An 18011-nucleotide genomic window follows, 5' to 3' on the forward strand; every position below is an offset into this window, starting at 1 on the left:
TTCAATAATGAAAGTAAGACCATCAGTAAAGAAAATTTGTGAAAAATGTAAGATTGTCCGCCGTAAAGGTGTTGTCATGGTGATTTGTGAAAATCCAAAACATAAACAAAGACAAGGTTAAAAAGGAGGTGCTCTGACGTATGGCTCGTATTGCAGGTATCGACATTCCAAGAGAAAAACGCGTGGTTATTTCTCTAACTTACATCTTCGGAATTGGCCCGGCAACAGCTAAGAAAATTTTGGCTGAGGCTAACGTTTCCGAAGACACACGTGTGCGTGACCTGACTGAAGAAGAACAGACACGCATTCGTGAAGTGGTTGACCACTATCGCGTTGAAGGCGATCTTCGCCGCGAAGTTTCTCTGAATATCAAGAGACTTATTGAAATTGGTTCATATAGAGGCATCCGCCACCGCAGAGGTCTGCCGGTTCGCGGACAAAACACAAAAAACAACTCACGTACGCGTAAAGGTCCAAAGCGTACGATGGCTGGCAAAAAGAAATAAGTAAAGGAGGGTTAAACATTTATGGCAAAAGCACAACAACGTACGCGTAAACGCCGGGTTAAAAGAAATGTCGAAAACGGGGTGGCACATATCCGTTCGACATTCAATAACACAATTGTGACCATTACTGATCCGCACGGAAATGCGATTTCTTGGGCAAGTGCAGGCGGCCTTGGTTTCAAAGGCTCTAGGAAATCCACTCCTTTCGCGGCTCAAACTGCAGCGGAAGCGGCAGGTAAAAACGCAATGGACAGCGGTATGAAGAGTGTTGAAGTATCCGTCAAAGGACCAGGTGCCGGTCGTGAAGCCGCAATTCGTGCGCTTCAGGCAGTTGGACTTGAAGTGACCACAATCCGCGACGTTACTCCGGTTCCTCACAACGGTTGCCGTCCTCCGAAACGTCGTCGCGTTTGATTGTATAGCTCGCTATTAATCTGTTAATAATGCAACTATGACTAAACGTGTACACCGATCTGAGAAGCACGCCGTAAGCCCTATGAAGTGGGTAATTAAACACTTTGGCCAACGCGCGCTGACCAAAGTATCGACGTTTTGAAGGAGGGTTTATATTTGATGATTGAGATCGAAAAGCCAAAGATCGACACGGTTGAAATAGCAGACGACGGAAGTTACGGGAAGTTTGTTGTTGAACCGCTCGAACGTGGATACGGCACGACTCTGGGTAATTCTTTACGTCGAATTTTACTTTCATCCCTCCCAGGCGCGGCTGTAACAACGGTACAGTTTGACACTGTGCTTCATGAATTTTCTACCATTGAAGGCGTTGTGGAAGATGTAACGGCAATCATCCTGAATATCAAAAAGCTTTGCTTGAAGCTTTATTCGGATGAAGAGAAGACATTGGAAATTGACGTTCAGAGAGCCGGGAAAGTAACAGCTGCCGATATTGTTCACGACAGTGACGTGGAAATACTGAATCCTGAATTGGAAATTGCGACGCTTGACGAAGGCGCCCACTTCCATGTGAGAATGATTGCTAAGAAAGGTCGCGGTTATGTACCTGCTGAAGGAAACAAATCCGAAGATCTGCCTATTGCTGTTATTCCGATTGATTCAATTTACACACCGGTCACACGTGTGAACTATCAAGTGGAGAAGACCAGAGTCGGTCAGGTGGCTAACTACGATAAGCTGACGCTTGATGTCTGGACAGATGGAAGCATCCGTCCGGAAGAGGCAATTGCTTTGGGTGCCAAAATTCTGACTGAACATCTTAATATCTTTGTCGGTTTGACTGATCAAGCGCAAAAAGCTGAGATCATGATCGAGAAAGAAGAGGACAAGAAAGAAAAAGTTCTTGAAATGACGATTGAAGAGCTTGATCTTTCTGTAAGGTCTTACAATTGTTTGAAACGCGCCGGAATCAATACAGTTCAAGAACTGACCCAGAAGAGTGAAGAAGACATGATGAAGGTTCGGAATCTTGGACGTAAGTCTCTTGAAGAAGTTGAAGAAAAGCTGCATGACCTTGGCCTTGGGCTGAGAATCGAAGAGTAACCAGTTAGTAGACAAGGGATTATTTTTCTTTTTTGCGCAAAAAAGAAAGATTCAAGGCAGGAATAAAGGAGGTACAAGTAAATGGCATATGCAAAATTGGGCCGGGATTCAGCTGCGAGGAAGGCGCTGTTCCGCGATCTAGCGACCGACTTGATTATTAACGAACGCATTCAGACAACGCATTCCAAAGCAAAAGCGCTTCGGCCGATCGTTGAAAAGATGATTACGTTGGCAAAACGTGGTGATCTGCATGCTCGCCGTCAGGTTGCAGCTTTTGTCCGCAATGAAATTGTGGATCTGGAAGCGGCTAAGGAAGAGCGTCAGGATGCGGTTCAAAAACTGTTTGATGATGTTGCAAAGCGTTATGCAGAGCGTCAGGGCGGATACACACGTATTCTTAAAGTTGGCCCTCGCAAAGGCGACGGCGCCGAAATGGCAATCATTGAGCTGGTTAAATAATCAGTGTTTTACGAGAGGCAGGAGCCGGGTTCGCATGAGCTTGGATTTCTGCCTTTTTTTATACTATAAGAAAGTTTAAAATTCAGTGGATTATAGTATAAGTGGTCCGACAATAAGAGACCTTTCGCTAAAGATGCACACGTTCTGCGAAAGTTTTTAAAAGTACAGTTGTCCGTTATACTTGTTTTTGAGGGCGTCTATAATGCGTTAAGCGAGTAATTTGAGAAGAGAAGAGAGGCGGATAGCCAGTCTATTCGTTTGTACATAGAAGAATAGTCGGCATGCGCGTTCGAGAGGAGTGGAGGCATTAAATGGAGAAAATCATTGAAGTGAGCGATTTATCTTATCGCTATTCTGACGAGCATCCATTCGTGTTAAAAGATATCAATTTTACGGTAAATAAAGGTGAATGGCTGTCAATAGTCGGGCATAACGGTTCGGGGAAATCAACCCTGGCAAAATGTCTAAACGGACTGATCCTGCCGCAAAAAGGGACTGTGAAGGTCGGAGGTTACACGACTTCGGATGAAGAGGCCATATGGGAAGTGCGGCGATTAGTCGGGATGGTTTTTCAAAATCCGGACAACCAATTTGTCGGTGCAACCGTACAGGATGATGTCGCATTTGGTATGGAGAATCATGGCGTATCGCGCGAAGTCATGAAGGAGCGCTTGTCTGAAGCACTGCGTCTTGTCAAAATGGATGATTTCGCAAAGAGCGAGCCTTACCGTCTTTCCGGCGGACAGAAACAGCGTGTCGCGATCGCAGGAATTGTGGCGCTTCAGCCATTAATTATTATCATGGATGAGGCAACGTCAATGCTCGATCCCGAGGGGCGTAAGGAAATTATCCAGACGGTGCGTGCGTTGAATAAAAAGCATCATCTGACCGTAATTTCGATCACTCACGACCTTGAAGAGGCCATTCATTCCGATCGTCTGCTTGTCATGAACGAAGGGAAAATGATCCGTGAAGGAAAGCCGCGTGATCTATTCAAATCGACTGACTTACTTAGAAAAGTAGGGTTGGATTTGCCTTTCACGGTGAAAATGCGTAACGAACTGCGTGCAAAAGGTGTCCCCTTATCGGACACTGCATTATTCCAGGAAGAGTTGGTGGATGAACTATGGACATTACATTCGAGCAAGTAACTCATGTGTATGGCCGAAAGACCCCATTTGAGAAACGAGCCCTTAATAATGTCAGCATTCACATTCCATCTGGTTCGTTTACATCAATTATCGGTCACACAGGATCGGGCAAGTCGACGCTTGTACAACATATTAATGGAATTCTAAAGCCTTCTGCAGGGAGAATTACAGTAGGCGATTTTGTCATTCGCGCGAATGAAAAGAAGCAAAATCTTAAAGCGTTGCGGGAAAAAGTAGGTTTTGTTTTCCAGTACCCGGAACACCAATTGTTTGAAGAGACAATTATTAAAGATGTATGTTTCGGTCCAATGAATTTCGGTGTTTCCGAAGCAGAGGCGACAAAACGTGCGGAAGAGTGCCTGCAGCTCGTCGGACTCCCTTCGCAGCTCTGGCATCGTTCGCCTTTTGATCTTAGCGGCGGGCAGATGCGCCGCGTCGCCATCGCCGGTGTGCTTGCTGTTCGTCCTCAGGTGATTATACTGGATGAACCGACCGCGGGGCTCGATCCAATGGGGAGAGAAGAGATTCTCTCATTGTTTAAAGATCTTCATGAACGTTTAAATCTGACGATTGTCATGGTGACACATAACATGAGTGATGCGGCAAACTATTCGGATCAAGTCATCGTCATGGATGGCGGAAAGCCGCTCATGGCAGGGGCGCCGGAGAGAATATTTTCACAGGTGGATCAGCTGCGAAAAGTCGGTCTCGATATTCCCGAAACGATGGAGTTTCTCAATAGGTTACTTGATCGAGTGGGAAAAAAGGAGACGATTCCTGCCTTTACGATTAATGAGGCTGCGGATGCGGTTATCAAAATTTTGGGTGGGGTGAAGGATCATGTTTAATCTTGTCATCGGCCAGTATGTGCCGCTCGACTCTTACGTACATCGTCTTGATCCCCGTTCGAAGCTAATCAGTGTGTTCCTTTTTGTCATTATTGTCTTTCTCGCGAATAACTGGTTGACAAACGCGCTTATGGTTCTGTTTTGTCTCGCGGGCATCTTGCTTTCAAAAATGCACTTTTCATTTATTTACAGAGGTTTGCGTTCTGTATTTATCATTGTATTGATCACTTTTCTATTGAACCTATTTCTTGCGTCCGGGGGAACTGTTCTCTTCAGCTGGGGCTGGCTGCACGTGACCACTAATGGTTTGTTTCAGTCAATCTTTATTGCCATTCGTATTCTGGTAATCATTGTTGTTACGACACTGCTCACATTGACCACATCGCCAATCGAAATCACCGATGGCATGGAGAGCCTGCTCAAACCATTGAAGAAACTAAAAATGCCGGTTCACGAATTCGCGTTGATGATGTCAATATCCCTGCGCTTTATACCGACCTTGCTTGAAGAAACTGAGAAAATAATTAAAGCGCAGGCGGCAAGAGGTTCGGATTTTACAAGCGGATCGCTGAAAAGTCGGATCAAGGCCATTGTTCCGTTGCTGGTGCCGTTGTTCGTTGGCGCATTTAAACGGGCGGAGGATCTGGCGATGGCCATGGAAGCGAGAGGCTATCATGGTGATGTTGGGCGTACCAAGCTGCATCAACTAAGCTGGACCTGGCGCGACACGTTACTTCTCGCAGCAATCGTTCTGCTCGCGCTTCTGTTGCTGCTGGTTCGAAACTAAGATAATGCGGGTGGAATCATGACAAAGATAAAATGTACAGTAGCTTATGACGGTTCGCGGTTTCATGGCTATCAAGTGCAGCCGGGAAAGCGAACGGTACAGAGTGAGATACAGGCGGCTCTTGCTCGAATGCATCATGGTCAACTCGTGAAAATTGTCGCGTCAGGGCGGACAGATGCCGGTGTCCACGCGCACGGGCAAGTTTTTCACTTTGAGACGCCGCTACGTGTTCCCGAAGATCGTTGGGCTGTTGCCTTAAATAGTCTCCTTCCAGACGACATCTACATCCGTCAGGCAGAAGCAGTGGCGGATCAGTTTCACGCCCGATATGATGTGAAAAAGAAGGAGTATCGTTACCGTTTGCTCGTGCGGGCGGAACCGGATCTGTTCCGCAGGGCATTTACCACCCATATAAAACAACCGCTTGACCTGGATGCGATGAATCAAGCGGCAGAAGCGATCATTGGTACACATGATTTTAGTTGTTTTTGCGCTGCGAACACCGAGGTGAACGATAAGGTGCGAACGATCTATCATTTATCCGTTCAGCAGGAGAAGGATGATGAGACGGTAATTCGTGTTGTCGGCAGCGGATTTTTATATCAGATGGTACGCATTATAACAGGTACTTTGCTAGATGTAGGCACGCATAAATTAGATCCAAATCAAGTAGCGGTGATCATTGCCGGACGTGACCGGCAGGCAGCATCGGCGACTGCTCCGCCTCAAGGGTTGACACTGTGGCAAGTGACTTATTGAAAAATAATGGAATGATCAACAAATTGCTTGGACAGCTTGACATTAGGCCAAGAGTATTATAAGATATACTTCGGCATTTCTAATTTGACCACTATTAGCCCCAAAGATATTGGCTCAATTAGATGACTGAAACGGTGAGAGAGTCACGACAGTTTTGACTCTCATCTCAGGTGCGGTTGTGGGTCGCGCATGAGACAAGACTATCAATGTTTGATTTGCTTAGAGGAGGAAATAAACGTGCGTACAACTTTTATGGCCAACGCGGCTAATGTTGAGCGCAAATGGCTCGTTGTCGATGCCGAAGGCCAAACGCTTGGTCGCTTGGCAAGTGAAGTGGCAGCCATTCTGCGCGGGAAAACAAAACCGACTTTTACACCACATGTTGATTGTGGCGACAATGTCATCATTATCAATGCAAACAAAATCGAATTAACCGGCAAGAAATTGCTGACGAAAAAATACATTCACCACTCCGGTTTCCCAGGTGGTATCAAAGCACGCTCCGCACAAGATATGCGTGCAACACGCGCGCGTGACATGCTTGAAAGAACAATCAAGGGCATGCTGCCGCACAACAGTCTCGGAAGAAAAAGTTTCTTGAAACTTCATGTCTATGAAGGCGCGGAACATCCGCATGCCGCACAACAACCGGAAGCTTATACGCTTCGCGGTTGATCAGGGAGGGAAAATAGATCATGGCACAAGTTCAATACTACGGCACTGGACGCCGTAAAAGCTCTATCGCTCGCGTAAGGCTCGTACCGGGCGAAGGCAAAGTTGTCATCAACGGCCGCAGCGCCGATGAATTCTTTAATCTTGAAACACTGCGCACGATTCTGAAGCAACCGCTCGTTGCTACAGAAACCGAAGGCAGATATGATGTTCTTGTTACTGTAGAAGGCGGCGGCTTCACAGGCCAAGCCGGAGCAATCCGTCACGGCGTTGCCCGCGCATTGCTGGAAGCTGATCCTGAATACCGCGCTGTTCTGAAGAAAGCCGGATTCCTGACACGTGACCCAAGAATGAAAGAACGTAAGAAATACGGACTCAAAGGCGCACGTCGCGCACCACAGTTCTCAAAACGCTGATCTATCAACGTTCAAAGGCTCTCAACCTCATCAGTTGGGAGCCTTTTTTGATGCTGAAAAATAGGCCCGTGACGATATTTTGACCATATTTATTTTGATTTTGCATTTTTCATGTAGTCTTCGTACTTTCCGGCTTCCTCGATTTTCACTTTTTCGGCTACATGCGTGTAGATGTTCATTGTCGTTTCCATTCGCCGATGACCAAGAATTTTTTGAGCGGTTTTAACATCAGCTTTTGCAGCTGAATGGAGTAAAAAACAGCCGTGAACCCATAAGATTATACGGTTTTTGGCTGTTTCTATTTGTCGTCAACTTGTAGTGGAATAGAGCTTTTTAACCTACCCTAAGAAGATTTTGATTTTTTTTGAGCGTTAGAAAGTCTTGCCAATGTTACGTTTTAATGGCTATTTACACGAATGGAGTGTCTTTGTTAACTGGTGCATCACTTAATTTAGTTACAGATTTGGTTCGTGTTTACAGATAGTCAAATGCATAGTTTTGAACTTCTTTATGTTTCCATTTCATGTGCCCCCTCCTAAAAAATCGTTTCCCCAATTTTTTTGTGGAATTTTAATAAAGGGACCTATCTCACGTCCATAACATCTTCAAAATCATAATGCCATTTAAGGCCATACATGTCGCTTACCGTCAGCCTTCTATATACTAAATCAATCCGGTTGATGTAGCAGATCTTTTGCTTAATAAATCCGTCTTTATAATAGGACAGATCAACCGGCTTATGGTTCTGTGTCGCTTCTTTCAGTGTGCGATTGATTGCCTCAAGTTCGTCTTCAGCGAGAATGGGCCGGTCAATCTTATCTAAATTCTTATATCCTTCTCTAATTGCTGCCACATGCTCCGGCAACATCATTCTGCTTGATTCCCAGCGCATATTCGATCCTTCTGTTAATTTGTTCATCTGCCTAGACCACCTTGTGAATAGGGTATACCGTTCAGTTTCTCGATCGTGTTTACAATTTCCTGCTTGCCATGTCCGGTGCGCTGTGCTAAAAGATCTAAATCAAGCTTGCGACCGGCAATTCGATCATTCGTCATGATTTGCCGCAGTTTCCGCTCGAAATCAGAGAGCATAAGCATCATTCCTTTATCAAAATGTTTGCGAACGTTTATTCTTATTATACTTTATTTAGGAATGTATGTTCTATTTAATTTATGAGAAATTTTTCCATAGATAACCCATCACTATTTTCAAATTACAATGAACCAGGCAGCATAATGAATTCATTTTATAGGAAATACTAGGAGTGAAGGGGTGTGAAGTGATGCAAAATGAAGAATTGAGCACGTTGAATAAGCTGCTGAAGGGTTTGTATATGGGTGTTCATGCCTATGATCACTTTATTGAAAAAGCTAAGGGAATTGAACTGAAACAAAAATTCCAAGCGATTCAGCACGAAATCAGGGAACAGGCGCTGCGCATCATCGAACGAATTCAGGCTATTGGCGGGACACCGATTGAAAGTGAAGGCATCATCGGCGCCATTCAAAGTTATATCGTCAAATTAAGGATTCCAGATGAGGATGAGCAAATCATTCAGAAGGCGATTGAAGGGGAACAGCTCGGTATTGAAATGACGGAAAAGACGGTGCGCGGGGATCTTTCGGCAGAAAGTGAGCAGATTGTCAGGCGGGTACTCGATCAGGATCGCGAGCATGTGCGCAAACTGCAGGAAATGATTGGACAAGCGGTTTAAGGTATGAAAAAAGCTCCCGATGGATTCCAATCGGGAGCTTTAAACTATCTCCATGCCCTGAGATAGTGTTTAACTTTTTGTACGAGGGATTCTCGCGGCGGAAGGCTAAGCTTTACGCGACGCAGCTTATCTTGCCGGGTCCACTCGGCGACGCTCGCAATCGCGATCAAGGTGAACCCGCCAATCACTAGATAGAACCACCATGGCAGCTCAATCCACATATGCCGACGATTGTAGAGCAGGCTGATGATCAAAGCGGCGATACTCGAGAAGAAGTACGATTTATACTTTAAAAGGAATCCGGCGATGGTGCCGATCAATGCCACGATTGCGAACGTGAGCAATGTCCCGGTCTCGCCAATCATTAACGCGAGCAGCATCAGACGCAGATAGATGAGTCCCACGGTAATCCATTCCAGCATCCTAGTGTTTCGGTTAATGATCCAGAGTTTGCGGCAGGATATGGAGATAACCGCGAGCAACGCCGCAGAGAACAAAACGTGATTGATAAATGGAAGCAATGGACTTTTTTGCAGCACTAAAGCGATCGGCCAGAGGAATGTGACGAGTGCGCTGTTCATCCATAGTTTTCTTTCTAGAGCGTGAATACTCCGATACGCGGCAAGGCCGCAATAAACAGCGACCAAGCACGCGGCACCGAGCTTGCCAAAATAGATGGCGTGCGCGTTCATGTATCCATAAAAAGCGAACACATAGATAAAAGCAGTGATGAGTTCATAATTAAATGAGAATGAACGCCTTTTTTTATCACGCTCAAATAACGGCGTGCGCATGCTTAGGGAAAGTGCGAACAAGACTAGAGATGAAGTCAAAAGACTGGCTGTTTTAATCATGAATGGAGCTTCGCCAAGATTGATCCAAAGAAGCACAGACAGGAACAGCATGGGCAGGAAGGTCAAATCCCTATACTGATACACATAGAAGAAGACGAGCAGAACTAAGGAAGCGCCGATTCCGATCAGCGTAACCAAGATCCCTAACGGATCCCATGCGGCAGAGACAGCGGTCAACGCGGTGAGCGACAGGAGAATGAATACGGCCGGATGCAGCACTTTTCGCCACGGTTCCTTACTGAATAGCCAGCAAAGGATTGCGGCAAGTGCGGTCAATGCGAAAGCGTATACTGATGTCTCGGTCATATGCAACACTTCCTGAATGCGCAGTCCCCAGAGAAAAATCAATGCAAAAACGATTGTGCTGAATACATATTTTTGCAGCAGCTTAACTGCGGTCCAAGTGAACCATGCGAATCCGGCAAGCGGAATGATCATCCAATAAAAGGGATCGAGAAAGGCGGTTGGCGCAGCAAGTCCGAGAAAAATAAGTGTCGGATAGAAGGCTGTTTTCCTCCAAGAGCCATTAGCCTTCAGATAAAAAAGGAACAGGAGCACCGCAGTCACTGAGACGCATTGCCAGAAACTGATTCCCGAAATAAGAAAATAGCGGCGAAGGTTCTCGAGCAGACCGAGAACAAGTAGGGCAGAAGCGCAAAAGGAAACCAGTCGTGCGATTTTGCTTCGTGTCTTGTAACAGTAATACATATAGGATGCGGCGGGAAGCACGGATACTAACGGGAGTACCGGCATGTCGAAAAAACTGTTCCATATGAGCGCCACACTCATAAGCATGAATAGGTGCGTCATCCAATAGTAAATCGTACCGGGGATCAGATCCCTTTTTTTCATAAGCAGGCAGCTTGCGGCGGCAACTCCAAAAGCAACCGCTTCTAGATAGAGCACAACCCATGTCAATGCGGCACCATAACTTGCGAGCAGCCAAGTGGGATACAGTAATGCCGCTCCGGTAAGCAAGCCATGCGGCAACGCCCAAAATTTGCTTGGACCACGCTTGAGAAACACGGCGGAAAGCAAAGACCCGAAGATAAGCACGGCTAAATCGGGTAGGGTAGGAGCGAGCGATCGTTCGTTAACTATGAAGAGAAGACAAATCACGTAGTAACCGCCGCTTGTATAAAGAACTGTCCTCCGAACTGCCGGCGCGTATGCGCGTGCGATTAAATGATAACCAAGAAGAACCGCGCTGGCTGCCGCCAACTGCACGCTTTCCGGACAAGTGTTGGGAAAGAGTACGATCAATACAATGCCGAGCCAGGCAGCGTTTGTGTGTCCGGTGAATGTTGCAACCGTTCCGGAGTGCACTAGACTTGTCACCAGCAAAAGCATCCATACGGCTGCAGCCCAGATAAGCCACTCCCACTTATCAAAGATTAAGTATCCGGCGGCAAGGCTGATAAATAAAACACATCCGGTGACAATCGGCAACGCTGTCTGATACCGTTTCATAAACCGAGCGGCATGTTTATAAAGAAAAAGACTGATGAAAAGAAGGAAGCTAAGGAGCATTAGAGAGCGCAGCTCGGTCGCAAGCGAGCTCTGCAAAAGGATACAAACATCAAAAACAAGAGCGTAGACTGCGAAAAGCGTGACGTATGGGAACCGCTTTTCTTGATGCCGTTTGGTAAGCATGACCAGCATACCGATAATGCCAACGAGTGCGAGTAATGACCATAGATAAGCGGCTCTATTAGGTGTTGCAATGACTTCTGAATAAGTATAGAGCGGAATTCCAATGCTGAACGTGAAGGCAGAGCCTGCGCTCAAACGCCGGTAGACACGTGCCCAAACGGGATCCGCAAAACGCTGAATGCCGTATTCTGAAATGGCGATATAAAATGCGAGCAGAACGGTCCATGATATAATGCTCAATGAATAATTATGGGCATAAAGCGTCACTTGGTAAAAAGCCTGCGCGCAAAAGAAGAGATAAACGGCATGATAGCCTTTGGACATGCCTTTATATACGCACCAAAGAAAAGCGCATGAGATGAACACGGAAACGATGCTATACGTAATCACCGGCTGCCAGAAAAGTAAAGCCAGCAAAGCGTTTACGGCAACCAGTGCCTGCGTGAAAATGCGTTCGTATTTTAACGTACAGCTAAACAAACGAGAGCGGCGCGCGCGGGTCCAAAAGTGAGGTGCGGCGAGCCAAACGAGGCTGAACAGATTGATTGTGACCTGCCAAGCGGTCGTTTGATGGGTGAGAAAGTAAGCTCCGAAACATAGAGCGGTATAGCCGAACAAAAGGGACAGCCCTTCAAATAGGCGGGATGAATAGCGCCGAGCAATCCAACGATAAAGCAGGGCAAAAAGCAGCGAAGAGAGGCAACCCAGCAGCGTGGCGCCATAGCCATGAAGAGCGAAGTAATTGCCAAGCAGTTGATAATAAGAGGCGCAGACAATAACAATAGGAAGAAACAGCGCCGATAGAGTGGTGAAGGCGAAGGCAGTTTGGCGAATCTGAAGTTTTCGTGCCACATAGCTCATCAGTGAAAAGACAATAGAAACGGATAGAATGGCGAGCATTTTTATGAACGCGTTCATTGCACCCCAATTGGTTGTCGCCAGAATGAATCCGCCTAAAAGGAGAAACGAAACGCCCAGAATTAGCACGAGTGTCAGATTTTTTTCGCGAAGCTGTTCTTTTGTGAGCTTTCTTTTGAGAGGCTTTTGAACCGATACTGCATTTTTTTGGTGAATTTTCAATTGACTTGTTGTTTCGGTGATCGTTTTTTGCGGGATGGCTTGTGATGTATGTTGGTCTTGAGGCATCGCGTTCACGTTTGCGATGTACTTTGTATAAGCAGTGCGGAGTCGCGAGGCTTCGGCTTTGGTAAGATAGCCGCCCCGAAGCATGCCCTCAACCTCCACAAAAAATGAATGGGTTCGATCAGACAAAGACAATCACCTCCGGATTGTTTTCTATGCAATTTTTTGCTTTCTTTAAGTATCATTTTTTCTGGGCGCTTCGTCAATGCCAATGGCGCAAATCCTTTTCAGTAGTTCATCCTGCCACCACTTTCCTTGTGATTAGAACGGGCATGGAAAAAGCTGTTAGGGTTGATCGCGCACATCTTGCCGGATGATAAAGAAGGAAAGGGGGAGCGACAATGGGTGTTGTCATGGATTTTAAAGAGAAGCATCGTCACAAGCAATTGGATTCGGAGCGCCGGGCGCTTCAGGATTTATCATTCACAAAGATTGAAGAGGCGGTAAACAATTATTTTGATCGTTATTTAGCACTTGTGCCGGCAGCGGGGGCGACGGGAAAAGAAATGTGTGCCGAGTACGCGCTTGAGAGCTTTTTACTTGGCTCCTCAATGGGCAAATTCGGTTTTTATGGAGAAGAAAAAATTGAAGCGTTTAAGCGCAGCAAAATCGAATTTTACAGCCTTTACGATGATCTTTATGATTTCTGGCTCTTCTGGAACATTGATCAGGAGTCGCGCGACGAATTGCAAGATGCATGCCGCAAGTATTTGTATTATTGGTGGTCGGAAGGCTTTGAAGCATCACTGAAAAGGTGGCGGCTCAAGCTTCATTAATCCCGCATAATTGCAGGCTTTGTCCATATATATGAGATAGAGACAGGCTTGTGAGCTGGGGGGATCGGATTGAGACGGAAATGGCTGTTTTGGGGAAGCATGATTGTGGTGCTCGGGTTTGTCGCGATCACCGGTGGCAAGTGGCTTGTCAGCTGGCATGCGAGCCAGAATTGGCATACGCCGCTGGCGGGGCGCGTGATTGTTGTTGATGCCGGACACGGCGGACCTGATGGAGGAGCCGTAGGCGGAAGTACTGAAGAAAAGAACATTACACTTAAAATTGCAAAGGATGTGCGCAACTACCTGCAGGAAATGGGTGCGATCGTGGTGATGACGCGTGAGCGGGACACAGATTTAGCCGATGATAATTACGAAGGCCGACATAAAAGACAGGATCTTGTCCGCCGCGCCGACCTAATTAACAAAACGCATCCGGACGCGTTTGTCAGCGTGCATCTCAACGCGATACCGATGCCGAGCCTGCATGGGGCGCAGACTTTTTATCATCCAAAGTCGAGTGAAAACCGCAAGCTCGCTCTATTCATTCAGGATTCCTTGAAACGCAACCTTGGGAACACAACGCGTTATGCAAAGCCGATCAGTCATGTATATCTTTTGAAAAAGGCGGAGTCGCCGTCAGCGCTTGTGGAGGTAGGTTTTCTGTCGAATGATCAGGAACGCGCGCTGCTTGTTCAACGCAATTATCAGAAACAGGCGGCGGCTTCCATAAGCCAAGGCGTGATGCGCTATTTTACCAACGAAAAGGTACCTTCTGATTAAAGATGCATGTTCAATTACTGGGTTTTTGATTGCCGGGTTGGTATACTGAAGATGCGTCAACTGGGAAGGACTGGTGAGAAAAAATGATGGATCAACAGCAGGTTTTGGACGTGCTAAAAACCGTTCAGGACCCCTTTTTACATAAAAGTCTGGTGGAAACGAAGGCGTTGAAAGATGTAGTAATTGAAGACGGACGCATCCGTTTGGAAGTCGCGCTTTCGAAGCAAGATCAGGTCAAGCAAATGCAGATTCAAGTCGAGATCTCGTCTAAGCTCAAGGAGCAAGGGGCCGCAGCAGTGGTTGTACGCTTTACGGTACTCAGCGCTGAAGAAATTCGTCAATTGGGCGGGTTCCCAGTCACTCTTCCAACGCTGCTGTCACCTGGAGTCAAGACGGAGTTTATCGCCGTTGCGAGCGGCAAGGGCGGCGTCGGTAAATCGACGGTATCCGTCAATCTCGCATTGGCGCTGGCAAGGCAGGGAAAAAAAGTCGGTCTATTGGATGCCGACATCTACGGATTCAGCGTGCCGGATATGATGGGGATTGAGAATCGCCCGGCGATTAAAGACAACCGGATTATTCCCGTCGAACGATTCGGCATCAAGGTGATTTCAATGGGCTTCTTTGTTGAAAATAATTCGCCGGTTATTTGGCGTGGACCGATGCTTGGCAAGATGCTGAACAACTTTTTCAACGATGTGTATTGGGGCGACTTGGACTATTTAGTGCTTGATTTGCCGCCGGGAACCGGGGACGTGGCGATGGACATTCACAGCAAGCTCCCACATTCGAAAGAGATCATTGTGACCACGCCGCATCCAACCGCCGCATTCGTGGCAGCGCGCGCGGGCGCGATGGCGACGCACACTGATCATGAGATTCTCGGCATTGTTGAGAACATGGCCTACTACCAAAGCAAGAAAACCGGTGAAATCGAGTACGTCTTCGGCAAAGGCGGCGGCGACAAGCTCAGCGACTTGCTGAAGACTGAACTCTTAGGCAGAGTGCCGCTCACGCAACCGGTACCTAAACAAGGTGTGCTCGCTCCGGGTGTCTATTTCGAAGATGATCCAATTGCCCCGGTCTACGATGAGATTGCGCATAAAGTGATTAACAAGTTAACTTAAGAAATTGATTTCACCCCGAATTTTGGATGTCGACGTCCGAGATTCGGGATTTTTTGGTTACGAGTTTTTCGAAGTTCAACGCATAAATAAGAGCCCGAGCCGAGTCCATGCATGAAAACTGAAGTTCAATGCACGAAAATTCGGGATCAATGCACGAAAAGAGGGGATCAATGCACGAAAACCAAGGTTTAATGCATAAATAAGAGAGCCCAAGCCGAGCCCATGCATGAAAACTGAAGTTCAATGCACGAAAATCAAGGTTTAATGCACGAAAACCAGAGATCAATGCACGAACGCCCAATTTCAATGCATAAATAAGAGCTCAAGCCGAGCCCATGCACGAAAACTGAAGTTCAATGCACGAAAATTCGGGATCAATGCACGAAAATCAAGGTTTAATGCACGAAAACCAGAGATCAATGCACGAACGCCCAATTTCAATGCATAAATAAGAGCTCAAGCCGAGCCCATGCACGAAAACTGAAGTTCAATGCACGAAAATTCGGGATCAATGCATGAAAACTGAAATTCGATGCACGAACGCCCAATTTCAATGCATAAATATGTGTGCTGGAACTGAGTCCATGCATGAAGACTGAAGTTCAATGCATGAAAACTGAAGTTCAATGCATGAAAACCAAGGTCCAATGCATAAATAAGAGCCCGAGCCGAGTCCATGCACGAATTTCCTTATTGCGCAGTCCGTTTAAAGTATCGCTTTGACCGAACAGAATCGGACCCTACCTCCTATCAGCTGCTCAATGCTATAAATCATCCCAACACCTGTATAAAAATGCGTCAGTCACGCATATTAAGCGAGGGAGGATGGTGTTATGTCTAGAGTACTATCATTGATCATGTGTGTGTCGATAATAATCGGTGTGGCGGGTTGCGGCGGTCAGCAGAAGCAGCCGTCATATCAGGAAAATAAAAAGATGGTCATTGATCTGCTGAAAACCGATGATGGCAAAGAGGTTATCCGAGATCTCTTGAAGGACAACGATATGAGGCAGGCCATTATACTTGATGAGCCTGTTGTCCGCAAAACCATTGTACAGACGCTTACTACGGAACAGGGACAAAAATTGTGGAGACAGCTGCTCAGCAATCCCGATTTTTCTGAACAGCTTGCGAAAACAATGGAAAGCGAGAACGAAAAATTGCTGAGAACGATGATGAAAGATCCTGGGTATCAAGGCATGATGATGGATATTCTCAAAACTCCTGAAATGCAGCAGCAATACTTGAACCTCATGAAAACCAAGCCATTCCGTGCGCAAATTGACAAAAGCATCGCCGAACTAATGGCAACACCTCTATTTAAGAAGAAACTTGCCGACACGATTGTCGACACACTAAAAAAAGAGCAGGAAAAATCGGAGAGTACCAAGGATTAATCCATTAATTTGCTCTTTGACTGTGTGTCGGAAATCAAACTTTTCAGCGTGACAAAATGAAACCCCCTGTTTTCAAGTTCTCTAATAATAAGAGGCAACGCGCGATCGGTTCCTTTAGCCGAGTCAGATGCATGGAGTTTGATGATATCCCCCTTGCCGGTATGCTGCAAAACGCGTTGGACGATAACCTTATATCCAGGGTTTGTCTCATCTTGAGGGTTGACGCTCCAAAGGATCACTTGTTGATTCAATCCTTTTGCAGTGTCCAGTATAGCTTTAGTTACTTTGCCAAAGGGTGGTCGAATCATGTCTGGTCGCTCACCGGTTGTCTTATAAATTGCTTCGCGTCCAAATAGGATATCTGAACGCACACGTTGCGCGGTTAATTGTGTGTAGTCTTCATGACGCATCCCGTGGGATTCGATTTCATGTCCTGATTTTTGCATGCTGCGGACAATATTCGGATGGCGCTCAGCCCATTCACCAGAAACAAAAAAGGTCGCCTTGACGTGTTCTTCATTAAGCGTTTTTAAAATCAGCGGAATCTGCTGGTCGCCCCAATTAATATCGAAAGTCAGCGCTAGTTGCTTTTGATTTGTTGTGACTTTGGAAAGCGCTCCAGAGGATTGGATCGGCGTGAACACATCAGCCTCCTGTCTTTGAACAAATAAAATCAGCGCTGCAAAGAAGGCGGCGATAACAATCAGCATGATGTTTTTTAACTTTTTTCCATTGATAATCCAAAGCATGAGCGTCCCACCTCATTTGAATGTTTGTACCATTGTATGGGCAAGCACTAGTGAATATGCGGCGGTCGTAAAGGAGAAAAGAAAAATCAAAAAAACTGTTGACATTTTCTTGATACCTGGTAAAATAAATTTTGTTGTCTTTCCGAAAATTGATTTTAAATGATCTGATGATCGAAATTAAAGTCAAAAAAGATGTTGACAATGAAAGAACAAGAGGGTATAATAATTTAGGTCGTCTGATAGAGGCGATCGAGAATGTTCCTTGAAAACTAAACAAAAGCCAAGCGTGATTTAAAAAGGGTTTAACCCCTGATAAATTCAAATTGCTATGGATCTTATGAACGAAAAAGTAAGGCCGAACCTCGCGTTCGACATTAAGCAAGACACTTTTTGGAGAGTTTGATCCTGGCTCAGGACGAACGCTGGCGGCGTGCCTAATACATGCAAGTCGAGCGCATTGAAGGGAGCTTGCTCCCGGATGTGAGCGGCGGATGGGTGAGTAACACGTGGGTAACCTGCCTGTCAGATTGGGATAACTGTGGGAAACCGCAGCTAATACCGAATGATCCCCTGCACCACATGGTGCAGGGTTGAAAGATGGTTTCGGCCATCACTGACAGATGGGCCCGCGGTGCATTAGTTAGTTGGCGGGGTAACGGCCCACCAAGACAGCGATGCATAGCCGACCTGAGAGGGTGATC

The 18011-nt window shown here is 46.3% G+C and carries 20 protein-coding genes and 1 rRNA gene; 17 read left to right on the forward strand and 4 right to left on the reverse strand.

All coding sequences use genetic code 11. The annotated features are described in order from the left end of the window. The first annotated feature begins 7 nt into the window (after positions 1-7). The 11 genes from rpmJ (at position 8) to rpsI (ending at position 7116) form a co-directional block, all read left to right on the forward strand. Positions 8-121: a 50S ribosomal protein L36 gene (gene rpmJ / locus BM003_RS14055; RefSeq protein ID WP_023511434.1), complete on the forward strand. Its 114-nt coding sequence runs from the start codon at positions 8-10 to the stop codon at positions 119-121. Between the two features lie 19 nt (positions 122-140). Further along, a complete protein-coding gene (gene rpsM / locus BM003_RS14060; protein ID WP_023511433.1) occupies positions 141-506 on the forward strand; it encodes a 30S ribosomal protein S13 in 366 nt (121 codons plus the stop codon). A gap of 21 nt (positions 507-527) precedes the next feature. Further along, the gene (gene rpsK, locus BM003_RS14065; RefSeq protein WP_093674153.1) at positions 528-920 is read left to right on the forward strand and encodes a 30S ribosomal protein S11; all 393 of its coding nucleotides are present in this window, start codon (positions 528-530) and stop codon (positions 918-920) included. Positions 921-1079: 159 nt separating this feature from the next. Continuing rightward, entirely contained in the window at positions 1080-2024 is a 945-nt protein-coding gene (locus tag BM003_RS14070) for a DNA-directed RNA polymerase subunit alpha (RefSeq protein ID WP_093674155.1), read from the forward strand. Positions 2025-2105: 81 nt separating this feature from the next. Then, on the forward strand, positions 2106-2483 hold the full coding sequence (gene rplQ, locus BM003_RS14075; RefSeq protein ID WP_093674157.1) for a 50S ribosomal protein L17: 378 nt from the start codon (positions 2106-2108) through the stop codon (positions 2481-2483). Between the two features lie 311 nt (positions 2484-2794). Continuing rightward, positions 2795-3634, forward strand: a complete 840-nt coding sequence (locus BM003_RS14080) for an energy-coupling factor ABC transporter ATP-binding protein (protein WP_093674159.1) — start codon at positions 2795-2797, stop codon at positions 3632-3634. Continuing rightward, positions 3610-4482: an energy-coupling factor ABC transporter ATP-binding protein gene (locus BM003_RS14085; RefSeq protein ID WP_093674161.1), complete on the forward strand. Its 873-nt coding sequence runs from the start codon at positions 3610-3612 to the stop codon at positions 4480-4482. The genes BM003_RS14080 and BM003_RS14085 overlap by 25 nt, the downstream gene beginning before the upstream one ends. After that, positions 4472-5269, forward strand: coding sequence for an energy-coupling factor transporter transmembrane component T family protein (locus BM003_RS14090; protein WP_245734289.1), 798 nt, complete (start codon positions 4472-4474; stop codon positions 5267-5269). The genes BM003_RS14085 and BM003_RS14090 overlap by 11 nt, the downstream gene beginning before the upstream one ends. Before the next feature lie 18 nt (positions 5270-5287). Then, a complete protein-coding gene (gene truA, locus BM003_RS14095) occupies positions 5288-6028 on the forward strand; it encodes a tRNA pseudouridine(38-40) synthase TruA (RefSeq protein ID WP_093674165.1) in 741 nt (246 codons plus the stop codon). A gap of 237 nt (positions 6029-6265) precedes the next feature. Next, the gene (rplM, locus tag BM003_RS14100; RefSeq protein WP_093674167.1) at positions 6266-6703 is read left to right on the forward strand and encodes a 50S ribosomal protein L13; all 438 of its coding nucleotides are present in this window, start codon (positions 6266-6268) and stop codon (positions 6701-6703) included. Positions 6704-6723: 20 nt separating this feature from the next. After that, positions 6724-7116, forward strand: a complete 393-nt coding sequence (gene rpsI, locus BM003_RS14105) for a 30S ribosomal protein S9 (protein ID WP_093674169.1) — start codon at positions 6724-6726, stop codon at positions 7114-7116. 583 nt (positions 7117-7699) lie between these two features. Here rpsI and BM003_RS14110 read toward each other — a convergent pair. Further along, positions 7700-8035, reverse strand: a complete 336-nt coding sequence (locus BM003_RS14110; protein ID WP_093674170.1) for a YolD-like family protein — start codon at positions 8033-8035, stop codon at positions 7700-7702. Then, on the reverse strand, positions 8032-8208 hold the full coding sequence (locus BM003_RS17715) for a hypothetical protein (protein ID WP_177184801.1): 177 nt from the start codon (positions 8206-8208) through the stop codon (positions 8032-8034). The genes BM003_RS14110 and BM003_RS17715 overlap by 4 nt, the downstream gene beginning before the upstream one ends. A gap of 191 nt (positions 8209-8399) precedes the next feature. Here BM003_RS17715 and BM003_RS14115 point away from each other — a divergent pair, with 191 nt between their 5' ends. Further along, the gene (locus BM003_RS14115) at positions 8400-8831 is read left to right on the forward strand and encodes a DUF2383 domain-containing protein (RefSeq protein WP_093674172.1); all 432 of its coding nucleotides are present in this window, start codon (positions 8400-8402) and stop codon (positions 8829-8831) included. Positions 8832-8875: 44 nt separating this feature from the next. Here the strand turns inward: BM003_RS14115 and BM003_RS14120 are convergent, their stop codons facing one another. Further along, on the reverse strand, positions 8876-12610 hold the full coding sequence (locus BM003_RS14120; protein ID WP_093674174.1) for a hypothetical protein: 3735 nt from the start codon (positions 12608-12610) through the stop codon (positions 8876-8878). 212 nt (positions 12611-12822) lie between these two features. On the opposite strand from BM003_RS14120, the gene BM003_RS14125 reads away from it, so the two are divergent. The 4 genes from BM003_RS14125 to gerD all read left to right on the forward strand — a co-directional run bounded on the left by BM003_RS14125 (position 12823) and on the right by gerD (position 16561). Then, positions 12823-13257 carry a DUF2521 family protein gene (locus tag BM003_RS14125; protein ID WP_093674176.1) on the forward strand — a complete coding sequence of 145 codons (435 nt, stop codon included), beginning with the start codon at positions 12823-12825 and terminating at the stop codon, positions 13255-13257. 69 nt (positions 13258-13326) lie between these two features. Next, positions 13327-14037 carry an N-acetylmuramoyl-L-alanine amidase CwlD gene (gene cwlD / locus BM003_RS14130; protein WP_093674178.1) on the forward strand — a complete coding sequence of 237 codons (711 nt, stop codon included), beginning with the start codon at positions 13327-13329 and terminating at the stop codon, positions 14035-14037. 83 nt (positions 14038-14120) lie between these two features. Then, positions 14121-15164 (forward strand): Mrp/NBP35 family ATP-binding protein, encoded by a 1044-nt coding sequence (locus BM003_RS14135; protein WP_093674180.1) that lies wholly within the window; start codon positions 14121-14123, stop codon positions 15162-15164. Positions 15165-15997: 833 nt separating this feature from the next. Next, on the forward strand, positions 15998-16561 hold the full coding sequence (gene gerD / locus BM003_RS14145; RefSeq protein ID WP_093674184.1) for a spore germination lipoprotein GerD: 564 nt from the start codon (positions 15998-16000) through the stop codon (positions 16559-16561). Here gerD and BM003_RS14150 read toward each other — a convergent pair. After that, entirely contained in the window at positions 16558-17310 is a 753-nt protein-coding gene (locus tag BM003_RS14150; RefSeq protein ID WP_093674186.1) for a polysaccharide deacetylase family protein, read from the reverse strand. The two genes, gerD and BM003_RS14150, sit on opposite strands and share 4 nt — an antisense overlap. A 387-nt stretch (positions 17311-17697) precedes the next feature. Between BM003_RS14150 and BM003_RS14155 the strand changes: the two genes are divergently transcribed. Continuing rightward, positions 17698-18011: ribosomal RNA gene (locus BM003_RS14155) — 16S ribosomal RNA — on the forward strand; the annotation flags it as partial.

Source organism: Sporolactobacillus nakayamae (assembly GCF_900113325.1).
GTDB classification, from domain to species: Bacteria; Bacillota; Bacilli; order Bacillales; family Sporolactobacillaceae; genus Sporolactobacillus; species Sporolactobacillus nakayamae.